The organism is Paracoccus sp. DMF-8 (assembly GCF_029309835.1).
In the GTDB taxonomy this organism is placed as follows: domain Bacteria; phylum Pseudomonadota; class Alphaproteobacteria; order Rhodobacterales; family Rhodobacteraceae; genus Paracoccus.
Genome location: NZ_JARJHL010000005.1, coordinates 385587 through 407218, shown reverse-complemented (window position 1 = coordinate 407218; position 21632 = coordinate 385587). Strand labels below are relative to the sequence as shown.

The 21632-nt window shown below is 64.6% G+C and carries 21 protein-coding genes, 1 tRNA gene and 1 pseudogene; 13 read left to right on the top strand and 10 right to left on the bottom strand.

Features of this window, described 5'->3' with window-relative positions:
* The first annotated feature begins 15 nt into the window (after positions 1-15).
* The 5 genes from fdhD to PE067_RS05500 all read left to right on the top strand — a co-directional run bounded on the left by fdhD (position 16) and on the right by PE067_RS05500 (position 3614).
* Positions 16-858, top strand: coding sequence for a formate dehydrogenase accessory sulfurtransferase FdhD (gene fdhD / locus PE067_RS05520; protein WP_276188189.1), 843 nt, complete (start codon positions 16-18; stop codon positions 856-858).
* Positions 840-1061: a formate dehydrogenase subunit delta gene (locus PE067_RS05515; protein ID WP_276188188.1), complete on the top strand. Its 222-nt coding sequence runs from the start codon at positions 840-842 to the stop codon at positions 1059-1061. The genes fdhD and PE067_RS05515 overlap by 19 nt, the downstream gene beginning before the upstream one ends.
* 378 nt (positions 1062-1439) lie before the next feature.
* Positions 1440-2471 carry an IS110 family transposase gene (locus PE067_RS05510; RefSeq protein WP_276188187.1) on the top strand — a complete coding sequence of 344 codons (1032 nt, stop codon included), beginning with the start codon at positions 1440-1442 and terminating at the stop codon, positions 2469-2471.
* Positions 2472-2542: 71 nt separating this feature from the next.
* A complete protein-coding gene (locus PE067_RS05505; RefSeq protein WP_276188186.1) occupies positions 2543-2791 on the top strand; it encodes a hypothetical protein in 249 nt (82 codons plus the stop codon).
* 1 nt (position 2792) lies between these two features.
* Positions 2793-3614, top strand: a complete 822-nt coding sequence (locus PE067_RS05500; protein WP_276188185.1) for an IS110 family transposase — start codon at positions 2793-2795, stop codon at positions 3612-3614.
* Positions 3615-3824: 210 nt separating this feature from the next.
* On the opposite strand, the gene PE067_RS05495 is transcribed toward PE067_RS05500, so the two are convergent.
* Complete coding sequence (locus PE067_RS05495) at positions 3825-4106, bottom strand: hypothetical protein (protein ID WP_276188184.1); 282 nt, start codon at positions 4104-4106, stop codon at positions 3825-3827.
* A 244-nt stretch (positions 4107-4350) separates the two neighbouring features.
* Here PE067_RS05495 and PE067_RS05490 point away from each other — a divergent pair.
* Positions 4351-5106: pseudogene (locus tag PE067_RS05490) on the top strand (IS5 family transposase).
* A gap of 1134 nt (positions 5107-6240) precedes the next feature.
* On the opposite strand, the gene PE067_RS05485 reads toward PE067_RS05490, so the two are convergent.
* Positions 6241-6320: transfer RNA gene (locus PE067_RS05485), tRNA-Thr, on the bottom strand.
* 267 nt (positions 6321-6587) lie between these two features.
* On the opposite strand from PE067_RS05485, the gene rnr reads away from it, so the two are divergent.
* Complete coding sequence (rnr, locus tag PE067_RS05480; RefSeq protein ID WP_276188183.1) at positions 6588-8852, top strand: ribonuclease R; 2265 nt, start codon at positions 6588-6590, stop codon at positions 8850-8852.
* 136 nt (positions 8853-8988) lie between these two features.
* On the opposite strand, the gene PE067_RS05475 is transcribed toward rnr, so the two are convergent.
* Positions 8989-10587, bottom strand: a complete 1599-nt coding sequence (locus PE067_RS05475) for a phosphoenolpyruvate carboxykinase (RefSeq protein WP_276188182.1) — start codon at positions 10585-10587, stop codon at positions 8989-8991.
* A 234-nt stretch (positions 10588-10821) separates the two neighbouring features.
* Between PE067_RS05475 and PE067_RS05470 the strand changes: the two genes are divergently transcribed.
* The 5 genes from PE067_RS05470 to PE067_RS05450 are packed head-to-tail and all read left to right on the top strand — an operon-like array spanning position 10822 to position 13568.
* Positions 10822-11232, top strand: a complete 411-nt coding sequence (locus tag PE067_RS05470) for a serine kinase (protein ID WP_276188181.1) — start codon at positions 10822-10824, stop codon at positions 11230-11232.
* A 5-nt stretch (positions 11233-11237) separates the two neighbouring features.
* The gene (rapZ, locus tag PE067_RS05465; protein WP_276188180.1) at positions 11238-12173 is read left to right on the top strand and encodes an RNase adapter RapZ; all 936 of its coding nucleotides are present in this window, start codon (positions 11238-11240) and stop codon (positions 12171-12173) included.
* Positions 12174-12201: 28 nt separating this feature from the next.
* Positions 12202-12630 (top strand): PTS fructose transporter subunit IIA, encoded by a 429-nt coding sequence (locus PE067_RS05460; protein WP_276188179.1) that lies wholly within the window; start codon positions 12202-12204, stop codon positions 12628-12630.
* Entirely contained in the window at positions 12627-12905 is a 279-nt protein-coding gene (locus tag PE067_RS05455; protein ID WP_276188178.1) for an HPr family phosphocarrier protein, read from the top strand. Before PE067_RS05460 ends, PE067_RS05455 begins: the two co-directional genes overlap by 4 nt.
* A 12-nt stretch (positions 12906-12917) precedes the next feature.
* The gene (locus tag PE067_RS05450; protein WP_276188177.1) at positions 12918-13568 is read left to right on the top strand and encodes a TetR/AcrR family transcriptional regulator; all 651 of its coding nucleotides are present in this window, start codon (positions 12918-12920) and stop codon (positions 13566-13568) included.
* Between the two features lie 150 nt (positions 13569-13718).
* On the opposite strand, the gene PE067_RS05445 is transcribed toward PE067_RS05450, so the two are convergent.
* Genes PE067_RS05445 through dapE form a run of 5 tightly spaced genes read right to left on the bottom strand, consistent with a single transcriptional unit; the run spans position 13719 to position 17945 of the window.
* The gene (locus PE067_RS05445) at positions 13719-14414 is read right to left on the bottom strand and encodes a hypothetical protein (RefSeq protein WP_276188176.1); all 696 of its coding nucleotides are present in this window, start codon (positions 14412-14414) and stop codon (positions 13719-13721) included.
* Positions 14415-14423: 9 nt separating this feature from the next.
* On the bottom strand, positions 14424-15794 hold the full coding sequence (locus PE067_RS05440; RefSeq protein WP_276188175.1) for a glutamate--cysteine ligase: 1371 nt from the start codon (positions 15792-15794) through the stop codon (positions 14424-14426).
* A 50-nt stretch (positions 15795-15844) separates the two neighbouring features.
* Complete coding sequence (locus tag PE067_RS05435; RefSeq protein WP_276188174.1) at positions 15845-16369, bottom strand: hypothetical protein; 525 nt, start codon at positions 16367-16369, stop codon at positions 15845-15847.
* Positions 16366-16806 carry a GNAT family N-acetyltransferase gene (locus tag PE067_RS05430; protein ID WP_276188173.1) on the bottom strand — a complete coding sequence of 147 codons (441 nt, stop codon included), beginning with the start codon at positions 16804-16806 and terminating at the stop codon, positions 16366-16368. The genes PE067_RS05435 and PE067_RS05430 overlap by 4 nt, the downstream gene beginning before the upstream one ends.
* Positions 16803-17945, bottom strand: coding sequence for a succinyl-diaminopimelate desuccinylase (gene dapE / locus PE067_RS05425; RefSeq protein ID WP_276188172.1), 1143 nt, complete (start codon positions 17943-17945; stop codon positions 16803-16805). Before dapE ends, PE067_RS05430 begins: the two co-directional genes overlap by 4 nt.
* 259 nt (positions 17946-18204) lie before the next feature.
* Here dapE and PE067_RS05420 point away from each other — a divergent pair, with 259 nt between their 5' ends.
* Positions 18205-19863: an acyl-CoA/acyl-ACP dehydrogenase gene (locus PE067_RS05420; protein ID WP_276188307.1), complete on the top strand. Its 1659-nt coding sequence runs from the start codon at positions 18205-18207 to the stop codon at positions 19861-19863.
* A 547-nt stretch (positions 19864-20410) separates the two neighbouring features.
* Here the strand turns inward: PE067_RS05420 and recO are convergent.
* The gene (gene recO, locus PE067_RS05415; RefSeq protein WP_276188171.1) at positions 20411-21175 is read right to left on the bottom strand and encodes a DNA repair protein RecO; all 765 of its coding nucleotides are present in this window, start codon (positions 21173-21175) and stop codon (positions 20411-20413) included.
* On the bottom strand, positions 21159-21608 hold the full coding sequence (locus PE067_RS05410) for a VOC family protein (protein ID WP_276188305.1): 450 nt from the start codon (positions 21606-21608) through the stop codon (positions 21159-21161). Before PE067_RS05410 ends, recO begins: the two co-directional genes overlap by 17 nt.
* Positions 21609-21632 lie beyond the last annotated feature (24 nt).

The following is a 21632-nucleotide window of genomic DNA, read 5'->3' as shown; positions in this document are numbered from 1 at the left end:
GGCAGGATGAAGGACATGTCCGACGCATCGCCCCAATCCGTGATGCGCTGGCGGGGTGGTGCATGGGTCCGGGCAGAAGCCCCGCCCAGCCCGCAGGAGATGCCGGTGGCCATCGTCGTCGACGGCATGTCGCAGGCCGTCCTGATGGCGACCCCGCATGACCTGCAGGATTTCGCGACGGGCTTTGCCCTGACCGAAGGGTTCATCGCCGATCCTGCGGATATCATCGGTTTCGATACGGTCGAGGTGCAGGCGCAGGACATGCCGGGCATCGAGGCGCGGCTCTGGCTGCGGCCCGGCCTGTCCGTCAACCTGATCGAGCGTCGCCGCGCGATGATCGGCCCGGTCGGCTGCGGGTTGTGCGGCGTCGACAGCATCGCCGCCGCATTGCCCGACATCGTGCCGGTTTCGGGCAATTTCCAGATGCCGCCGCAGGACGTGGGCCGCGCCATGCAGGCGATGGCTCAGGGGCAGGTCCTGCGCCGCGAAACCCCGGCGATCCACGGCGCAGGGTTCTGGGATGGCAGCACCGCGACCGTCCGCGAAGATGTCGGGCGCCACAATGCGCTCGACAAGCTGGCCGGCGCGCTGGCGCGGCAGGGCGTGGATGGCGGGCAGGGGGCGGTGGTCATGTCCTCGCGCCTGTCGGTCGATCTGGCGCAAAAGGCCGCGCGCATCGGCGCCCCGATCATCATCGGTGCCAGCGCGCCCACCCAGCTTGCGCTGCTTTGGGCCGAGGCGGCGGGGCTGACCCTGATCGCGCGTGCCCGCGATAGCGATTTCGATCTTTTCACCCATCCGCAACGCATCGCGGACCAAGGCAGAAGCAGGACAGGAACATGGCAACGGACAAGCTGATCCGAATGGCAACCCAGATGGCGGATTTTTTCCGCAACCAGCCCGATCATCCCGCACCCGAGGCGGTCGCCGAACATATCAACCAGTTCTGGAGCTACCAGATGCGCCGCGACTTCATCGCCCAGATCCGCGCCGGGGCTCAAGCCGACCCGATCGTCAGTGCTGCGGCGGATTTCATCACATTGCCCCAATCGGCAGAGTGACCCCGCTTTCTTCATCACGGAAATACCCCAGGGAACGCCTTTCAGCCTCTATCTGACGGATGTCAAAAGGTTTGAGCCTTTCGGCGCGAAAGTCGCCATTTTCGCGGTATTTCCGGAATTTTTCCGATAAAAATCAATTAGTTAGAGGGTAAGATGTGCACGGCTTTGCGCACATCGCACATCTCAAGACGAAAGGATCCTTGAGGCTTTATCCTGCGTAATTTCGACCAGCCGTTCCGTGCGGCTTTGCCTCCAAAGCTCCAGGTCTTCGCTGGTCACACCGCGCTCAAGGTAAGCGATGGGGTGGACGCCCCCCCCCGACGGCATCGATGTGCCAAGGTAGCGGTTGTTGAAACACCGCTATAGAGGAGAGCGTCCATGGGAGAGGTTAGCATCATCGGGCTGGATTTGGCCAAGAACGTCTTCCAGCTTCACGGTGCCAGCGCGGCTGGGCATGTAAAGTTCCGCAAGAAGGTGACACGAGGCCAGTTCCGGCACTTCATGGCGACGCACGAACCCGCCATCGTGGTGATGGAAGCCTGCGGTAGCGCAAGCTACTGGGCGCGAGAAATGGTCAGGCTTGGCCATGAGGTCCGGTTGATCGCGCCGCAATATGTCAGACCGTTCGTAACGCGCCAGAAGAATGATGCTGCCGACGCCGAAGCAATCGTGATCGCAGCACAACGCCCGGAAATGCGCTTTGTCGAACCGAAGACGGAAGAACAGCAGGCGCGTGCAATGCTGTTTCGTGGCCGGGAACGTCTTGTCCACCAGCGTACTGAACTGGTGAACGCGTTGCGATCACATCTCTACGAATACGGCCACGCCGTCCCGCAGGGCATTAGCCAGATAAGGTCTATTGAGGCGATCATTTTGGCCTCGAACAGCGACCTTCAGAAACTCGTCCGGGAGGAATGCCTGGATCTGCTCAAGCAGATCGCCGAGAAAACGACACGGATTGACGTCAAAACCAAGAAGATCACGGCATTGGCGGCTGAGGGAGACACAGCGCGGCGACTTCAGACAATGCCAGGCGTCGGCCCTCTGACCGCGCTGGCGATTGAGGCTTTTGCGTCTGACATGGGGCGTTTCAGGCGAGGCAGGGACTTCGCAGCCTGGCTGGGACTTGTGCCCCGGCAGCATTCCTCGGGAGGGAAAGAGCGGCTCGGACGTGTCTCCAAGGCCGGGCAGGCCGACATTCGCCGCCTTCTCATTACTGGGGCTATGTCGCGGCTCAGCTGGCTAAAGCGCAAGCCAGCCCCCGAAGGATCGTGGCTAGCGCGAATGTCGCAGAAAAAGCCACGGATGCCTGTCGCGGTCGCCTTAGCCAACAAGATGGCGCGCGCGATCTGGGCTATGCTGGTGAAGAACGAAGACTATCGGAATCCGGCGCAAGCAGCAGGTGCATGATCCACATGCCCCGCAAGGCTGCATGGTGTCGGTGAAGGAGGTGTAGGAAGTCGACAGCCTGAATGGGTACAATGATCGAACAGATCGGGATCGGGAAAACCAGCGCAGGCCTCAGAGAGTTTGAAAGCTCGCTATGGAGTTTTGGGTCCGATCCGCAGATCACCATCCCGGCCAGCGGCCTTCACAGCGTCGCACATGAAGGCCTGACAGAAGACCGCACTCGATCACACACTCAATCGGTCAAAGATCTTCTTGCATCACGGGCGGCAACCACAGAAGGCCTGCGCCACGTCGCATCACTGGGGCCGGAAGATCGGTGAGTTGGGCCACGCGGTCAGACTGATTGCGCCGGCCTATGTGAAGCCGTTCGTAAAGCGCCAGAAGAACGACGCTGCCGATGCCGAGGCCATCGCGGAGGCGGCATCGCGGCCAACCATGCGGTTCGTGGCGGTGAAGATCGTGACGAAACAAGCTGCGGGCCTGACGTTCAAGACGCGCGATCTGCTCGTGCGGCAGCGAACGCAGGCGATCTCGGCGCTGCGGGGGCATCTGGCGGAATACGGCCTGATTGCCCCGCAGGGCCCGGCGCATTTGGCACGCCTGAAGTATGCGCTCGAGCAGTCTGGTTCCGAACCGCCCGAAGCTGTCATCGAGATCGGGATGGAACTGCTGTCGCACATCGAGGCTCTGGAGGTGCGGATCGACGGGTTGAGCGCACGCCTTCGCACCGAAGCGCGGCAGGATGAGATGGTGCGGCGCCTGATGACGATCCCAGGCGTGGGACCAGTCTGCGCCGTGGCCCTTGCGGCACTGGCCCCACCGGTCGAGAGCTTCTCGAAAGGCAGGGACTTCGCGGCCTGGATCGGGCTCGTGCCACGGCAGGACTCGTCTGGTGGCAAGGCCCGGCTGGGGCGGACTGCGAGGATGGGACAGCGCGACCTGCGTCGCCTGCTCATCATCGGGGCCACGTCTGTTGTGCGCTGGCGGGCTCGGCACGGCGCGCCCGCGGGATCGTGGATGGCGCGGATGCTGGCGACGAAGCCAAAGATGCTGGTTGCCGTGGCGCTGGCCAACAAAATCGCCCGCGTTGCACGGGCGTTGATGCGCGGCGATGGGGTGTATCGGGCTCCGGCCACCGCCTGACGACAGGCGGACTGGCCGGGGACCGTCGGAGGGTGTGAACGGTCGACTGGAGGTTATGGACGAAGATCGAGAAGGCGCGATTGGGCAAACCATCAGGCCGGACAGCGCCTCGAGCGCGGGTAAGCGTTCTGGACCCGATCCCCTGGCTCCATAAGGGCCTGCGGCGCACGGAAAGCCGCATCACGAGGCCGGATACACGTCGGAACCCGATCACCCGTCCAAACCCCGCCAAAATACTGCTTGCATCTGAAGGGGCGTCCATACACGTCCGGCTTCTTCCATTGTTCGCTCGCCGATTTCGGCAGCCCATATATCGACGGAAAGACCCAATAGCTCTTCATCCTCATAGATTTCGGGGGCGTGTTTCGAGAGCCGCCCCATCACCGCCTCAAAAATCGCGAGGCCAGCGGCGGTGGCAGACCTGTTGACGAGGAACTCTGTGGGCGCAGCTGAAGGGCCGCCTACACCGAACACCAGCCAGTCGAGAGACACACCCAGCCCCTTTGACAGGGAGGATAAGCGCCTCCAAGCCGGGCAAACTCGCCCCTTCGCGAGCCATGTACTTGTCAAGAATTCGCTTGGGTATGCCGGTCCGGTAAGTCATCTCACTCACAGTCCAGCCCTGGTCCAGCAAATGCGTAGCCGGGTGCTGATATCAAGCTCCATGTGTTAGGCTCAGGACCCATTGATTTCCGACTGGCGGCGTGATTCACGGTTCGAAAAGCGAGCGGTGACCATGTCTGATCTTTTTTGGTTGACGGACGCGCAGATGGCGCGTCTTGAGCCTTTCTTCCCCAAGTCCCACGGCAAGCCTCGCGTCGATGATCGACGCGTGTTAAGCGGGATTATCTTCATCAATCGCAATGGCTTACGGTGGCGCGATGCCCCGGCAGCCTATGGCCCGCACAAGACACTATACAACCGTTGGAAGCGGTGGAGCGACAAGGGCATCTTTGCCCAAATGATGGCGGGTCTGGCGGCCGGGCACGGCGAAGAGAAGACCGTGATGATCGACGCCACTTACCTGAAGGCCCACCGCACCGCGACCAGCATGGGCGTGAAAAGGGGGCGTGGGCGCCTGATTGGTCGCACCAAGGGCGGCATGAACACCAAGTTGCACGCCATCTGCGACAGCCGAGGCGCCCCCTCAACCTGTTCGTCACTGCCGGACAGGTCAGCGATTACATCGGCGCGCGGGCATTGCTGAGCAGCCTGCCGGATGTCGATTGGCTGCTCGGGGATCGCGGCTATGACGCCGACTGGTTCAGAGAAGCGTTGAAAGACAAAGGGATACGCGCCTGCATCCCAGTGCCGGAAGCAGCGGAAGAAAACCGTCAAGTACGACAAGCGCCGGTACAAACGGCGCAACCGGATCGAGATCATGTTCGGCAGGCTCAAGGATTGGAGGCGTGTGGCGACCCGGTACGACCGTTGCCCCAAGGTATTCTTGTCAGCAATCGCACTTGCTGCCCTCGTCATCTACTGGCTTTGAAACTCAATGAGTCCAGACCCTAGGAAGTTGCTCGGAGTTGCGGAAGTTCCCACGCACAGAAGTTCGGCTTCCCGTTGGTTCGATATTCGCGGAACGCCCACGCCAAGGGGAAATGGTGGCGCTATCGAGGTCGTCGCTCTCTCCGACCTTCCCGCCGATGTTCGCCGGGGCTATCTCTCGCTCGCCATGCGGGGCTGGGCCAGGGCGCTCTGCATGTCCGATCCCGACAGTTCCGATCTGCTCATCGAAAAGGCGATCCCGCCATTCGCGCATCTGTTCAAGCCTCTGTCCACATCGGCCGCCCCGCCGGACCTTGCGCGCAGCGACAGGTTTGCGGGCGGCGCGGCCGAGGAAATCGCGATCCGTGCGCAACTCGGCCCGAAACCCGGCGCGCTTCGGGACCGACCGGATCGGCCCGTGCCTTCGGCGGTGTGCCTGATGCGCCGCCGAAACCCTGCGCGCCGGCCGGATGGAGGGCCGGCGCGCAGACCCACCACACGAGAACGGACATGACGCGAAACGCCGGTTCAACGCCTGATGAAACCCTGTTGCAGCACGTGACGGCACATCGTCCCGGCCGGGAAAGATCGCCCCGGACCCGGAATTGCGCGCCTTCGTCGAGGCGCGGCTTGCGCATATGACATTCGCCGCGATCGAGGCCCATGTGGCCGCGCATTTCCCGCCCGACCGCCGCGACCGCCCTCAGCGCCATTCACCGCTGGTGGCAGCGGATGCAGCGGGGCGAGACATGAGCCAGCACAACGGCCCACCTGCGCCGCCCAGATTGCGCCCTTCGTGCAAGTGCTGGGGCGTGAGGGCGCGATCTGCTTCATCCTCGCCTTCGGTGGTGCCGAGCTTTCCATCGGCAAGAACCCTCGCGACACAAACGAGCCGATCGCAGATGTTCGGGCGCGAATCCGTCGATGCCCTGGTGAACCTCGCCACATTGCCCCGCCGCATTCCCCCGGCGAAACCATGGCGCGCCGCCCATTGCCACGCGCAGGGCCTGCCCATCGCCCGGATCGCCCGCAAGCTGCGGGTGTCGGATGTGGCGGTCCGCACCTACCTGCGCCGCAAAGCAGAAAACCGCGAAAGGCTGCGGGCAGAGGCCGAACGGCAGGCACGGCAGAGGCATGAGGCCGGGCTGGGCTCGAACCAACATCAATTCGCCACCAGCGTGGCAAACCCCCTTGCCCAGAGGGGTACACGGCCTCACAGCAAGACATAAAGTCATGATCAAGGCCGCAAGCAACAACGTCCAAAAACCGGGCCTCCCCCACCACCGCCCGCAATCAGCTGTCATCGGATATGCCCATTTGTTCCCACGAAAAACAGGCTTAAACCTTTTGACACATGACACCCACCGAGGGGGCTGAAAGGCAGCGGGGCTGCGCCTCCGGTGACCCGTTTCAACCTTGCGATCCGGGTGAGCCCGCGTTTTGCCTCTGCCAACCGCCCCGCTTCGGTGCTAGCGTCGCGACATGGCCCAGATACCTTCCCGACAGCAGATTCTAGATTGGGTGGCCGACCACCCCGAGGCGAGCGCCAAGCGCGACATCGCCAAGGCTTTTGGCCTCAAGGGGGCCGAGCGGATCGAGCTCAAGCGCCTGCTCAAGGAGCTTGAGGCCGAAGGCCTGCTGGAACGCCGCAAGCGCCATTACCACGATGCCGAACGCCTGCCGCCGGTCACGGTCGTCCAGATCCTGCCGCCCGATGCGGACGGCGACGTTTTCGCCCGCCCGATGGAATGGCAGGGCGACGGCCCGCAGCCGCGTATCCTGTTCATCCCCCGCCGCGAGGAACCGGCCCTTGGCGCCGGGGACCGCATCCTTGCCCGTCTGGCCGAGGTTCAGGGTCAGGATCACCAATATGAGGCCCGGCTGATCTGCCGCATCGGCCATGCGCCGCACAAGATCGTCGGCATCTTTCGCAAGGGCGCGGATGGCGGGCGCATCCTGCCCATCGACAAGGGCGCGGACAAGGAATGGCGCGTCCCCGCCGCCACCATGCTGGGCGCGCAGGACGGGGAACTGGTCGAGGCCGAGCAATCCGGCCCCAGGGGGCGGCTCGGCCTGCCGCTGGCCCGGATCACGGAACGGCTCGGCGACCCCTCGGCGCCGCGCGCGGTCAGCCTGATCGCCATTCACCAGCACGGCATTCCCGACGATTTCCCCGATGCCGTTATCGCCGAGGCGGATGCCGCGCAGCCCGCCACCCTGCATGGCCGTGGCGCGGGCGGGCGCGAGGATCTGCGCGACCTGCCGCTGGTCACCATCGACCCCGCCGATGCCCGCGACCATGACGACGCCGTCGCCGCTGAAATCGAAGATGACGGCGGCGCGGTGATCTGGGTCGCCATCGCCGATGTCGCCCATTACGTCCGCCCCGGCAATGCCATCGACCGCGAGGCGTGGAAGCGCGGCAACTCGACCTATTTCCCCGACCGCGTCGTGCCGATGCTGCCCGATATCCTGTCGGGCGACCTGTGTTCGCTGCACGAAGGCGTCGACCGCCCGGTGATCGCGGTGCGGATGCGGCTGGACGGCGAGGGCAACAAGATCTCGCACCGGTTCCATCGCGGCATGATGATTTCACGCGCCAGCCTGTCCTATGAACAGGCGCAGGCGGCGGCCGACGGCAACCCCGATGACCAGTCGGCACCGCTGATCGACAGCGTCATCCGTCCGCTGTGGCACGCCTACGACCTGCTGAAAAAGGCGCGCGAGCGCCGCCAGCCGCTGGAACTGGACCTGCCGGAGCGCCGCATCGAGCTGGCTGCGGATGGCCGGGTCAAATCGGTGAACTTCCGCGACCGCTTTGACGCGCATAGGCTGATCGAGGAATTCATGGTCCCGGCCAATGTCGCCGCAGCCGAGGAATTGACCGGCAAGCGCCGCCCCCTGCTGTTCCGCGTTCACGAAGAACCTTCGCTGGCGAAAATCGACGCGCTGCGCGAGGTGGCCGAGGCGTCGGGGTTCACGCTGGCCAAGGGGCAGGTGCTGCAGACCCGGCATCTCAACCGGCTGCTGGATCAGGCGCAGGGCACGGATTTCGACGAGCTGATCAATATCACCGCCTTGCGGTCGATGACGCAGGCCTATTACGACCCGGAAAACTATGGGCATTTCGGTCTGGCGCTGAAAAGCTATGCGCATTTCACCAGCCCGATCCGGCGCTATTCCGACCTGATCGTCCATCGCGGACTGATCGCGGCGCATGGCTGGGGCAAGGACGGGCTGTCGCCTCAGGACATCGAAAACCTGTCGGAAACCGCGAAACATATCAGCGAAACCGAACGTCGCTCGATGGCGGCGGAACGCGACACGACCGACCGCTATCTGGCCGCCTATCTGTCAGATCGCGTGGGATCGGAATTCGCGGGCCGGATCAGCGGCATCCAGCGTTTCGGCGCCTTTGTCAAACTGGATGAGACGGGCGCCGACGGGCTGCTGCCGATCCGCGAAATCGGCAATGAATATTTCCACTACGATCCCGACAGCCAGACCCTGCTGGGATCGGAAACCGGGCTGGAAATCGGCATCGGCCAGCGCGTCACCGTGCGCCTGTCCGAGGCCGTGCCGCTGACCGGCGGGCTGATGCTGGAACTGGTCGAACTGGAAGGCCGCAGCATCCTGCAAGGCCCCAAGGGAGGCCGCAAGAAGGGCCCGCGCCGCATGTCCACGCAGGCCCGGCTGGCCGAGGTCAAGCGCGCCAAGCGCCGCAAACGCATCCGCAATACCAGCTAAGCTCGCGGCATCATCGAAAACAGCACGATCATCGTAAACAGCACGGCGGCCAGATAAACCGGCCGCCTTTCTTCATCATCCAAATACCCATGCGACAATGCTGCCGGGCAGCCACGCCGCCCGGTGAACAGCGGGTTCAGCCGATGGCCGCAGCCTTCACATCGTCGTCGATCTTGTCGACATATTGGGCAAAGTTGTCGCTGAACATGCCGACCAGTTTCCGGGCCTGCGCGTCATAGGCGGCGGGATCGGCCCAGGTCTGGCGCGGGTCCAGCAGCTTGGCATCGACACCGGGAACCGCGACCGGAACCTCGAAACCGAAATTCGGATCCTTGCGGAATTCGACATTGTTCAGCGAACCGTCCAGCGCGGCGGCCAGCAGGGCGCGGGTCGCCTTGATCGGCATGCGCTTGCCGGTGCCATAGGCGCCGCCGGTCCAGCCGGTGTTGACCAGCCAGCAATCCGCCCCGGATTTCGCGATGCGTTCCTGCAGCAGCTTGCCGTAAACCTCGGGGCGGCGCGGCATGAAGGGGGCGCCGAAACAGGTCGAGAAGGTCGGGATCGGCTCGGTCACGCCGACCTCGGTGCCCGGCGTTTTCGAGGTGAAGCCGGACAGGAAATGATACATCGCCTGCGCCGGCGTCAGCCGCGAGATCGGCGGCAGGACACCATAGGCGTCGCAGGTCAGCATGATGACGTTTTTCGGCGTGCCGCCCAGGCTGTCCTCGGATGCGTTGGAAATATAATCCAGCGGATAGGCGCAGCGCATGTTGTCGGTGATCGAGTTATCCTCGAAATCCAGCTCCAGCGTGTCTTCGTCATAGACCATGTTTTCGATGACGGTGCCGAATTTGGAACAGGTCGCGTAGATTTCCGGCTCTGCCTCGGCCGAGAGGTTGATGGTCTTGGCATAGCAGCCGCCTTCGAAATTGAAGACGCCGCGATCCGACCAGCCATGTTCGTCATCGCCGATCAGCGTGCGCGAGGGATCGGCCGACAGCGTGGTCTTGCCGGTGCCCGACAGGCCAAAGAAGATCGCGACATCGTTCTTGTCGCCATGCGCGTGGTTGGCCGAGCAATGCATCGGCATCACGCCCTTGGCGGGCAGCAGGTAGTTCAGCAGGGTGAACACGCCCTTCTTGTTTTCGCCCGAATACTGGGTGTTGCCGATCAGGATCAGTTTCTTGTCAAGGTTGATCGCGATGACGGTTTCGCTGCGGCAGCCGTGCCGGGCCGGATCGGCCTTGAAGCTGGGGCAGTTGATGATGGTGAATTCGGGCACGAAACCGGCCAGTTCGGCCGCCTCGGGGCGGCGCAGCAGGTGGCGGATGAACAGGTTGTGCCATGCCAGTTCGCTGACCACGCGGACATCCAGACGCAGCGCGGGATCGGCGCCGCCGAACAGGTCCTGCACGAAATAGTCGCGGCCCTTCATGTGGTCCAGCATGTCGGCATGCAGGCGGTCAGCCGCGTCGGCATCCATCGGCTTGTTGTTTTCCCACCAGATCGTGTCTTCGACCGAAGCGGTGCGGACGACGAATTTATCCTTTGGGGACCGACCGGTATGGGCGCCGGTGCTGACCAGAAAGGCGCCGCCAAGGCCCAGCTTGCCTTCGCCGCGTTCGATGGCGGCATTGATCAGCGCGGGTTCCAGCAGGTTGTAATAAACATGACCCAGACCCGTGATCCCCTGGTCCTCAAGACGGCAGTTCGGGTTGACGCGCGGTGTGGCCATGTTCGTAAGCTCCTGATGAAATAAATCGGCCACGCAAGGCCGATCCGTAGGGCTGCTATAACATGTCATTTATACGAAGAAAGTCGTGTTTCCGGGCCGGTAGCGCAAACAGGATTGTTTAGCGCAATCATTTGGCCGGGGTTTTATCCGTTGCGGATATTCGCAAGGATTGCAGGCAGGGTCAGGTCGCGCGTGGCCCGGTTGCGCAGCGGCAGGAAAGGGTGATCTGCGACGATGAACATGCATGCGTCCTGCATCAGCCTGGGGGGGCGGGGGCTTTTGATCCTTGGCCCGTCGGGGGCGGGGAAATCGAGCCTTGCGCTGTCGCTGATGGCGATTGGCGCCGGGCTGGTCGCCGATGACCGCACCTGCCTGCGGCGCGAGGGCGCGCAGGTGATCGCGGATGTCCCCGACACCCTGCGCGGCCGGATCGAGGCGCGCGGCGCGGGCATTCTGGCCGCGGATGCCGCGGGACCCACCGCTTTGGCGCTGATCGTCGATCTGGGCCGGGTCGAGGATCAGCGCCTGCCGCCCGAAAGGACGCATGACCTGCTGGGGGTCAGCTTTCCCCTTGTTCTCGGGCCCTATACTCCGCATCTTGCCCCCGTATTGAAACAATATCTGCTGAAGGGCCGGATCTGGTAGCGCGCATGGAGCAAGCTGAACGGGAAGAACGGGCGCAGCGCCTCGTGCTGGTCACCGGCCCTTCGGGCGCGGGGCGTTCGACCGCGATCGATGTGCTGGAGGATCTGGGCTATGAGGCGATCGACAACCTGCCGCTGACGCTGATCCCGCGTCTGCTGGACGGGGCGGCGCGGCCGGTGCCGCTGGCGCTTGGGCTGGATGTGCGCAACCGCGACTTTTCGGCGTCGAACCTGATCGAACTGATCGACCGGCTGACCCGGATGCCCGATTACGCGCCCGAGGTGTTGTATCTGGACTGTTCGCCCGATCTGCTGGTCCGGCGCTACAATGAAACCCGCCGCCGCCATCCGCTGGCCCCCGAAGGCGATCCGTTGATGGGGATCATGGCCGAACGCGACCTGCTGGCGCCGATCCGCGCCCGCGCCGATGTGCTGATCGACACGACCGAATTGTCGCCCCATGACCTGCGGGCCGAACTGGGGACGTGGTTCGCCAGCAGCCCCGACCGGCGGCTGGCGGTGTCGGTCCAGTCCTTTTCCTACAAGCGTGGCGTGCCGCGCGGGGTGGACATGATGTTCGACTGCCGCTTTCTGACCAATCCGCATTGGCAGCCCGAATTGCGCGCGCTGGATGGCCGCGATGCTGCGGTGCAGGATTACGTTGCGTCCGATCCGCGATCTGCCGCCTTCTTCGAACAGGTCCGCGATCTTGTGCTTTTTACCCTGCCTGCCCATCTTGAAGAGGGAAAGACACATCTTGCCATCGGCTTCGGGTGTACCGGAGGGCAACACCGTTCCGTCACAATGGCCGAGAAGATGGCTGATTCACTTGCGGAAGCTGGCTGGCAGGTGTCTAAACGTCATAGGGAACTTGAACGCCGAAACCCGGCGCCGGCACCTGCGGACGAAGCATCGTCCGGTTCAGGCGCCGCAAGGCGTTAGGGCGGCCGTCGATGCGTGGTGGTAGGAATTGATAGGTGTAGTCATCGTGGGGCACGGAGGCCTGGCGCGTGAATATCTTCTGGCGGTCGAACATGTCGTTGGCCCGCAGCAGGGGATAAAAGCCGTCATGATCGAAGAAAACCACGATCGCAGCCAAAAGCAGGAAGAAATCCGGCAGGCTGCCGATCTGGTCGATACCGGTGCGGGTGTCGTGGTGGTGACGGATCTGTTCGGCGGATCGCCATCGAACCTGTCGCTGCTGGCCTGTTCGGCCAAGAACCGGACCATTCTTTACGGTGCGAACCTGCCGATGCTGGTCAAGCTGGCGAAATCGCGGCACATGTCGGTGCCCGAAGCGGTGACCGCCGCGAAAGAGGCGGGGCGCAAATACATCAACAGCTACGACGTTGCACCGGCGCCCGTCGTCGCTGCCGTCGCAAGTCGGGCGGCATCATGACGGTAACCGTTACCCAGGACCTTCAGATCATCAACGAAAAGGGCCTGCATGCACGGGCCAGCGCGAAATTCGTGGAAACCGTCGAACGTTTCGACGCCACCGTGCTGGTCGAAAAAGACGGTCTGGAAGTGTCCGGTGATCTGATCATGGGCCTGCTGATGCTGACCGCGCCGCGCGGCTCGACCATTCGCATCACCATTCGCGGGGCCGAGGCGGCGCAACTGGGCGATGCGCTGGCCGCGCTTGTCGGGGATTATTTCGGCGAAGGCATGTAAGGCCTGCGGGACGTGCCACGCAGCACCTACCACCACGGAAATCTGAAACAGGCGCTTGTCGATGCGACAGTGGGCCTGATCGAGGAAAAGGGCCCCCTGGCCTTTACCCTGACCGAAGCCGCGCGCCGTGCCGGTGTCAGCGCCGCCGCCCCCTATCGCCATTTCGCCAGTCGCGACGATCTGCTGGCCGAGGTGGCGCGGCAGGGCTTTGTCGAATTCACCGAAAGGCTGGAAGCCGCCCATGCCCAGGGCGACCCCCATCCCGTCGTCGCGATCCAGCGCCTTGGGACCGCCTATCTGCTGTTCGCGCAGCAACGGCCGGGGCTTTACATGGCGATGTTCGAATCGGGCAGCAACGCGCTGGACGGCGAACGCACCTCGGCCGAGGCGCAGCATGCCTATCAGATCCTGTATCGCGCGGCCGATGCCCTGTTTCAGGGCGTGGAGGTCAGTCAGCGGGTGTCGACCTCGCTGGTGGCGAACCACTTCTGGTCGATCAGCCACGGCATCGTCGAACTGTTCACGCGCGGCGCGCCGATCCAGGCAAGGGACCTGACCGCCGAACAGATGCTGGCCAGCGCGGGCGAGATCTATTTTCGCGGGCTTGGCGTCATGCCGGAGGGCGGGTTGCCCGACGCGGAAACCGACCCTGCACGCGATTGAATGCGCCGCCTGTTCCGGTGTCTGGGCAGCAAACCGGAACATGAGCCGCGCGGATTTCAGGACTTTCTGCGCCAGCCGTGCCGGGCCGGGGAAACATGCGACGACTTCATGCGCAACCGCCGCGCGGCCATCACGACGGGTCGTCAGGGCCTAGCGTGGAAAGCGGCGCTCGGCGATCAGCCGGGGCGCGCGTATCGCAGGGGAGGCTGACGAGGGTGCCGGGCCATCCGGCGTTTCTTTTGTCACGCCGGGCTGCGCGACCGGCGCAGGCGTGGGTTCGGGCGCGGGTTCGGCATGGATGCGCGGCATGGCGCGGCCGGAAAAGACCGAACGTTCAGCCGGTTGCGGCACGGGCTGCGGGGCTGGCTGCGGCGCGGGGGCGGTAGCTTTGGCGGCGGCAGGTTTCGCAGCCGCCGGTTGCGGGGTGACAGGTTGCGGTGCTGGCGCGACAGCGACAGTTTCCGCGAAATCCGCCTCACCATCCCATGCGTCGTGACTGGCTTCGGGCAAGGGGGCGGGCCGCGCCTTGGCCGGGATCCGCTCGGGGGCGCGTTCGGGCTTGAGCGTCGCGGTCAGCGGACGCGCGCCCTTGGTGCCCTGCGCCATCAGACCGATCATGCGGCGCGAATTGTCATGCATGGCAATCGCCAGAAAGGACACGCCCGCAACCGCGATCACTGCCAGCCAGCCGCCGACCAATATCACGGCGGCGGTCAGATATTGGCGGGTGTCGCCGGGCTGCGCCTCGACCGCGATGCGGGCGGCCAGCGCCGCGACCGCAAGCACGGACAGGATCGTCAGGACGCTGAGAAGACGCTCGAAACCGGAAATGAAAAAGCGCCGCATCATGTCCCCTTAATAGCTGTACTCCGCATAGATGCGGTTCAGGTCGCCCGCCCAGTCATGGGCATATTTGTCCAAGAGTTCATCTGCCTGAACGCGGCCGCTGTCCACAGACTCTCGCAAAGTGTTGAGGAAATGTGTCTCATCCGGCACCAGACCGCCCGCACCGGGACGGGCGCGGGCCTTCAGCCCGGCTTCGGCGATGTCCAGAACCTCGCGCGCCAGATCCTGCATGCTGCGGCCGTTGACCACGCCCTGCAAGCCCTCGCGGCAGGCAACCCCGCGCCACGCATCGCGGGTTTCCGCGTCCCAGCCCCTGATCAGATCGGTCGCCGCATCCAGCGCGCCCTGATCATAGAGCAGCCCGACCCAGAAGGCGGGCAGGGCGCACAGCCGCCGCCACGGGCCGCCATCGGCGCCGCGCATTTCGATGAATTTCTTGACGCGGGCTTCGGGAAAGACGGTCGTCAGGTGGTCGGCCCAATCCGACAGGGTCGGAACCTCACCGGGCAGCGCGGGCAGCCTGCCCTGCATGAAATCGCGGAAGCTCTGGCCAAGCGCGTTGATGTATTGCCCATCGCGGTAGACAAAATACATCGGCACATCAAGGACGTAATCGACCCAACGCTGATAGCCCATGCCGTCCTCGAAGGCGAAGGGCAGCATGCCGGTGCGATCCTTGTCCAGATTCTGCCAGATCCAGCTGCGCCAGCTTTTCATGCCGTTTTTCTGGCCGTTCAGAAAGGGCGAACTGGCAAACAGCGCCGTCGCCACCGGCTGCAAGGCCAGCGAGACGCGCAGCTTCTGCACCATGTCCTGTTCCGACGCGAAATCCAGGTTCACCTGCACGGTGCAGGTGCGATACATCATGTCGCGACCCATCGTGCCGACGCGGGTCATGTAATCGGTCATCAGCCGGTAACGCCCCTTGGGCATCATCGGCATGTCCTCCAGCCGCCAGACCGGGGCCGCGCCCAGACCGATGAAGCCCGCGCCCATGCCATCGGCGATCTCCTGCACCTCGGCCAGATGCTGGTTCACCTCGTCGCAGGTCTGGTGAATGGTTTCCAGCGGTGCGCCCGACAGTTCCAGCTGCCCGCCCGGTTCCAGGCTGACATTGGCGCCGTTGCGGGTCAGGCCGATGATATGGCCCGCCTCCAGCACGGGTTCCCAGCCAAAGCGCTGTTGCAGCCCCTCCAGCATGGCCTTGACCGAGGTGTCGCCCTCATAGGGCAGGGGCATGTGGTTCTGATGGTCATAGCCGAATTTTTCATGTTCGGTGCCGATCCGCCAATCCTCGCGCGGTTTCTCGCCCGAGGCGATATAGTCGGCAAGCTGCTGCGGATTTTCGATCGGGCCACCGCCCTGCTGAGGAATGGACATCGGGGGCCTTTCGTCTGGCTTTGCTGGTCACAGGTGGCAAGCCCGGGCGGTCAAGTCAAGCGGGGCTGTGCGGGCCTCGTCCAAACGGTCTGCATCGGCGGGCCGTCCGTGGCCAGCGCATGGGCGATGCGGCCCATGTCCACGCCGGGCAGGGCGGCGAAGGCATGGGCCAGATGATCGGCGCCCGCCGCCTCGACCGGGATCAGCAGGGCCTGCCCGTCCAGCGTCCTCAGCCGCCAGTGGCGCTGGCCCGACAGGCGCAACATGCGGATTTCCACCAGATCGCGCAGGGGGATTTCGCCGCCAAGGATACGCGGCGCCAGATAGCGGATCGCGCCTTCGTCGATTTCAACCAGACCGGGGGCGTTGACGGCGCGGCGAAACCGCATCTGGCGCCGCGCATTGACCAGCCAGACCGCGCCCAGGGACAGAACCGCAAGCCCTATGAATTGAAAGAAATATCCGCCGCGCAGAAACAGCCAGACGGCAAAGCCGACGGTGGCCGCGGCGGCTGCGACCTCGCGCCAGGGGCGGAATTTCTCGACCAGTTCGGGACGGATGAGGGGGCGGTTCATGGCAGGGCACGGGGCAGCGGGCGGGGCAGGGCGCGCGCCATGTCGCGATGCGGAATGCCCGCATCGTCATAGACCGGGCCAAAGGCGGCAAAGCCCAGCTTTTCGTAAAAACCGATGGCATGGGTCTGGGCGCCCAGTTTCGCACGGGTCAGGCCGGGGTGGCGGGCGGCCTCGTCCAGCGCGGCGCGGATCAGCGCGGCGCCAAGACCGGTGCGACGTGCGGATTGCAGAACTGCGACACGGCCGATCTTGGCGGTGTCGCCGTCGATCAGGATCCGCGCGGTCGCGACGGCTTCGCCACCCTGCCGGGCCAGCAGATGGATCGCGCCATCGTCCAGCCCGTCCCATTCCAGTGCCTCGGGGACGTTTTGTTCGATGACGAACACCTGATGGCGGATGGCGCGGCAGGCGTTCAGGTCGCGCGTAATCTCGATCATGCGAAATACCGCTCAAGAATGGTGGTGTAGATGCGGGCAAGCTGGCGGACCTCGTCTGCCGGCACGCGCTCGTCGATTTCATGCATGAAGCGGCCGACCAGACCGAATTCCAGCACCGGGCAGTGATCCTTGACGAAACGCGCGTCCGAGGTGCCGCCGGTCGTGGACAGGACGGGCTGGACGCCGGTTTCATCGGTCACGACGGCGCGGACCAGATCGACGAAGGGGCCGGGTTCGGTCAGGAAGGATTCGCCCGAGATGCTGATATCTACCGCCAGTTCGACGCCTGTTTCCGCAGCGATGCGGGCGGCGCGGGCCTGAATGTCGCGGCTCAGGCTGTCGCCCGTATGCAGGTCGTTGAACCGGATGTTCAGGGTTGCGCTGGCCCGTTCCGGCACGACATTCGTCGCCGGATTGCCGCAGTCGATGGTCGTGACCTGCACGCCCGAAGGGTCGAAATGCGCGGTCCCCTGATCCAGCGGCGTCGCGGTCAGGTCGTTCAGCAGGCGGATCAGCGCATGCAGCGGGTTTCTGACCTTGTGCGGATAGGCGACATGACCCTGCACGCCCTTGGCCGCGATGCGGATGTTCATGGAACCGCGCCGCCCGATCTTCATCATCTCGCCCATCGTCGTGGGGTTCGATGGCTCGCCGACGATGCAGACATCCATATGTTCGCCATTTTCCGCCATCCAGTCCAGAATGGCGCGGGTGCCGTCGCGGCTTGGCCCTTCCTCATCGCCGGTGATCGCCATGACGATGGCGCCGTCCGGGGGCAGGCGGTCGGCCATTTCGATCGCGGCGGCGGTAAAGGCCGCGACGCCCGATTTCATGTCGGTCGCGCCGCGCCCCCAGATCACGCCATCCACCTCGACCCCGGAAAATGGCGGGTGGGTCCAACTGGCCGGTTCGCCGGTCGGCACGACATCGGTATGCCCGTTGAAGCCAAAGCTGCGGCCCGCATCCTTTGGCCCGCGCCGGGCAAACAGGTTGGGCGTGCCGTTGCGGTCGGTGCGGTGCAGTTCGAACCCCGCATCAGAAAGCAGCCCGGCCAGCAGTTCCAGCGCGCCGCCTTCCTCGGGGGTGACCGAGGGGCAGCGGATCAGGCGGGCGGTCAGGTCGGCGGCGTCGATTTTCATCAGGTTCCTCGGGGCATCATGGCCCGGTTCGGGGCCGTGTCATCGGGCGGTTCGTCATCAGGCGGTTGGGGCAACAGATAATGCGGCTTTGCGCCGATTCCCATCAAAGCTGACCGAATGCCCGGCGAACAGGCAAGCCGCATAATGGTGGCGACATATTCATGCGTTGGAATGGTTGTCTGCGCATTATAGTTGCGCTGCACCTGCGAAGGCGCTAGGAGTCGCTGCGTTGCCGCAAAGGATGAGCGCCATGACCGCCGTGATCGACAAACCCGCACAGACGCCCGCACAGACCTCCGCTGAAACCCTTGCCGCGACCCGGGCGGTGCTGCCCGAGTTGAACGGGTTGCAGCAGCGCGCGACCGAGGCCCTGCGTGCGCTGGTCGCACCGGCGGGCAAGCCCGAGGCTGCCCTGCTCGAGGAATATCAGCATGCCGCACATGCGCTGTCTTGGCTGGTGACCTATGTCGAATCGCTGCGCCAACTGTCGGCCTGGGCCGCGCGTTTGCAGGAATCGGGCCAGTTAGGCCGGATCGAGACGCTGATCCTGCAGATCGGTTTCGCCGAATATCTGACCCAGATCGCCGGCGGCATCCCGATGAGCCAGACCGAATTCGCCCGACTGTCGGATCTGGGCGTCGACTGGCAGCCCTCGGACGCTGCGCGCGAGTTGATGCGCGGCAACACGCCCGCCGCCCGCCGCGAACTGGTCGCGCTGATGCAGGACAACCACGGCCGCGCGACCTTTGGCGCCAGCGGGCTGGACGAGGATCTGGAAATGATCTGCGACCAGTTCCACCGCTATGCCGAGGATCGCGTCATCCCGAACGCCCATGAATGGCACCTGAAAGACCAGTTGATCCCGATGGAAATCATCGAGGAACTGGCCGAACTGGGCGTTTTCGGCCTGACCATCCCCGAGGAATTCGGCGGGCTTGGCCTATCCAAGGCATCCATGGTCGTCGTGACCGAGGAACTTTCGCGCGGCTATATCGGTGTCGGCTCGCTTGGCACGCGGTCCGAAATCGCCGCCGAACTGATCCTGTGCGGCGGGACCGAGGAACAGAAGGCCAAATGGCTGCCCGGCCTTGCCTCGGGTGAAATCCTGTCGACGGCGGTGTTCACCGAACCGAATACCGGGTCCGATCTGGGCAGCCTGCGCACCCGCGCGGTGCGCGAGGGCGACGATTGGGTCGTGACCGGCAACAAGACCTCGATCACCCATGCGCAGCGCACCCATGTCATGACGCTTCTGGCCCGCACCGATCCCGCGACCAGTGATTACAAGGGCTTGTCGATGTTCCTGGCCGAAAAGACGCCGGGCACCGACGATGATCCCTTCCCGACCCCCGGCATGACCGGCGGCGAGATCGAGGTGCTGGGCTATCGCGGCATGAAGGAATACGAACTGGGCTTTGACGGCTTCCGCGTGCGTGGTGAAAACCTGCTCGGGGGCGAGCCGGGCAAGGGCTTCAAGCAGCTGATGGAGACCTTCGAATCCGCCCGCATCCAGACCGCCGCCCGCGCCGTCGGCGTGGCGCAATCGGCCTGCGAGATCGGCATGAAATACGCCATCGACCGCAAGCAGTTCGGCAAGTCGCTGATCGAGTTCCCCCGCGTCGCCGACAAGCTGGCGATGATGGCCGTCGAGATCATGATCGCCCGTCAGCTGACCTACTTCAGCGCATGGGAAAAGGACCACGGTCGCCGCTGCGATGTCGAGGCGGGCATGGCCAAGTTGTTGGGCGCGCGAGTCGCCTGGTCCTCGGCCGACAATGCCTTGCAAATTCACGGCGGAAACGGCTTTGCGCTGGAATATGCGATCAGCCGGGTGTTGTGCGATGCACGCATTCTGAATATTTTTGAGGGTGCAGCAGAGATTCAGGCCCAGGTTATTGCCAGAAGGCTGTTGGGCTGACTGGATTTTTCCCCGCCACAATGGGATTGTGCAGCCCAACCGGCCCCGGCCGGACCAGAATTAACCAATGGAGCTGTTCATGAAACGCATTCTCGCTTTGACGGTCGCGGCGGTCGCGACCCTTGGCCTGACGGCCTGCGGCGAGCCGAAGACCCCCGCCGACGCCCTGTCCGAGGGTGGCATTCCGATGGGCGATTACGTCCTGGTCGGGATTGGACAGGACGCGGCGCCGGGCCGCAACATCCTGCTGACGCTGCGCCCCGGCAACGTCTCGGGGTCGGGGCCTTGCAACAGCTATCGCGGCACGCTGTCGACGAAGTTCCCCCAGATGCGCATCCAGGAGATGACCCGGACGGACATGGGCTGCAAGCTCAGCCTGGAAACCCGTCTGGAGCAGCGCTATTTCGAGGCGCTGACGCAGGCGAATACCGCGGTCTGGGAAGGCGGCGTGCTGAAGCTGGTCGGTTCGACCTATCTGACCTTGAACCGGGCCGTCCCGCGACACTTGGCGCCAGCGCGCGCCAGCCCGAGATGGTGGCGCAGCCCGTCAACGCGATGGTTCCTGACGCCCCGCTGTAAGACCTGTCAGCCGCGCGACCAGCCTTTCCCTGGCCGGGGGCAGGGGGCGCGCGGCATGAACCTCGGCGATCTGGGCGCGCAGGAAATGGCCGGTGATGGCCAATGCGTCGGTCAGCCCGCCGTTGCCCGTTCCGCCCAGAACGGAAGGCAGGGGCAACAGGCGCGCGGCCCATTCCCCCGCGCCTTCGGCACTGACCGCGCGGCCCGTGCGCGGGCTGACATAGGCCAGCCCGTGACGCTGGCCGGTGACGGCACAGCTGGACAGATCAAGGCCGAATCCCAATTCGTCCAGCAGCGCGATTTCCCACAACAGATAGGACATGGCCCAGCCTTCACCCTGCCAGCCATCAGACTGATCGGGGCCGTGGTCCATCAGGTCCAGCAGCGCCTCGGTCGCGTCGGACAGGCGCGGATGCGGGTCGCGTTCGGGCAGGGAAAAGCCAAGCAGCGCCGTCACCGCATTCAGCCCGATCAGCGCCAGACCATCGGACAGCAGGCCGGGACGGGCGCGGGCGGGTTCGGCCTGAAAGGTGCCAAGCTGGTCCTCCAGCCGGGCACGCCAGCGCAGGGAAATGCGGTTGCCGGGTTGCAGCATGGCCGCGCGCCGGGCGCTGGCGCCGCCCGGAACGATGCCGGAAATCAGCCCGATGTCCCGCGTCATCACCGTCAGGATGACGGCGTTTTCGCCGTGTTTGCGCCCTGACAGGACGGTGGCCTCACCCGTCCATTCCATCGCTTTGCTCGGGCAGGGTGGCGCCGCCGGTCGCGTCCAGCGGCAGGAAGGGATTCGAGGCGATTTCCCAGACATGGCCGTCGGGATCGGCGAAATAGCCCGAATAGCCGCCCCAGAAAACCTCCTCGGGGCGTTTCAGCGAGGCGGCGCCGGCGGTCAATGCGGCGTCGAAAACGGCATCGACCTGCGCCTTGTCGGGGCAGTTCTGGGCCAGCGTCATTGCCCCGGTGCCCAGTTCCGCGCCCGCGCGCCCCTGATCCCCGGCCAGCGCATCGCGTCCGAACAGCGCCAGAATCGCGCCGTTCATCTGGTAAAAGCTGATCTCGGGCGTCGAGCTGCCATGCGGCTGCCAGCCCCAATCGCGGTAAAAGGCGCGGGCGCGGTCCAGATCCGTGACGCCCGGGGTGATCAGGGTGACACGTTGGCGGGGCAGATGCGCGGGCGGATCCGGGGGCAG

Bases quoted from the DNA above. Each gene is read 5' to 3' on its own strand.
- fdhD (WP_276188189.1), top strand. From the start codon at position 16: ATGTCCGACGCATCGCCCCAATCCGTGATGCGCTGGCGGGGTGGTGCA.
- PE067_RS05515 (WP_276188188.1), top strand. From the start codon at position 840: ATGGCAACGGACAAGCTGATCCGAATGGCAACCCAGATGGCGGATTTT.
- PE067_RS05510 (WP_276188187.1), top strand. From the start codon at position 1,440: ATGGGAGAGGTTAGCATCATCGGGCTGGATTTGGCCAAGAACGTCTTC.
- PE067_RS05505 (WP_276188186.1), top strand. From the start codon at position 2,543: ATGATCGAACAGATCGGGATCGGGAAAACCAGCGCAGGCCTCAGAGAG.
- rnr (WP_276188183.1), top strand. From the start codon at position 6,588: ATGGCCCAGATACCTTCCCGACAGCAGATTCTAGATTGGGTGGCCGAC.
- PE067_RS05475 (WP_276188182.1), bottom strand. From the start codon at position 10,587: ATGGCCACACCGCGCGTCAACCCGAACTGCCGTCTTGAGGACCAGGGG.
- PE067_RS05470 (WP_276188181.1), top strand. From the start codon at position 10,822: ATGAACATGCATGCGTCCTGCATCAGCCTGGGGGGGCGGGGGCTTTTG.
- rapZ (WP_276188180.1), top strand. From the start codon at position 11,238: ATGGAGCAAGCTGAACGGGAAGAACGGGCGCAGCGCCTCGTGCTGGTC.
- PE067_RS05455 (WP_276188178.1), top strand. From the start codon at position 12,627: ATGACGGTAACCGTTACCCAGGACCTTCAGATCATCAACGAAAAGGGC.
- PE067_RS05445 (WP_276188176.1), bottom strand. From the start codon at position 14,414: ATGCGGCGCTTTTTCATTTCCGGTTTCGAGCGTCTTCTCAGCGTCCTG.
- PE067_RS05440 (WP_276188175.1), bottom strand. From the start codon at position 15,794: ATGTCCATTCCTCAGCAGGGCGGTGGCCCGATCGAAAATCCGCAGCAG.
- PE067_RS05435 (WP_276188174.1), bottom strand. From the start codon at position 16,369: ATGAACCGCCCCCTCATCCGTCCCGAACTGGTCGAGAAATTCCGCCCC.
- PE067_RS05430 (WP_276188173.1), bottom strand. From the start codon at position 16,806: ATGATCGAGATTACGCGCGACCTGAACGCCTGCCGCGCCATCCGCCAT.
- dapE (WP_276188172.1), bottom strand. From the start codon at position 17,945: ATGAAAATCGACGCCGCCGACCTGACCGCCCGCCTGATCCGCTGCCCC.
- recO (WP_276188171.1), bottom strand. From the start codon at position 21,175: ATGGAATGGACGGGTGAGGCCACCGTCCTGTCAGGGCGCAAACACGGC.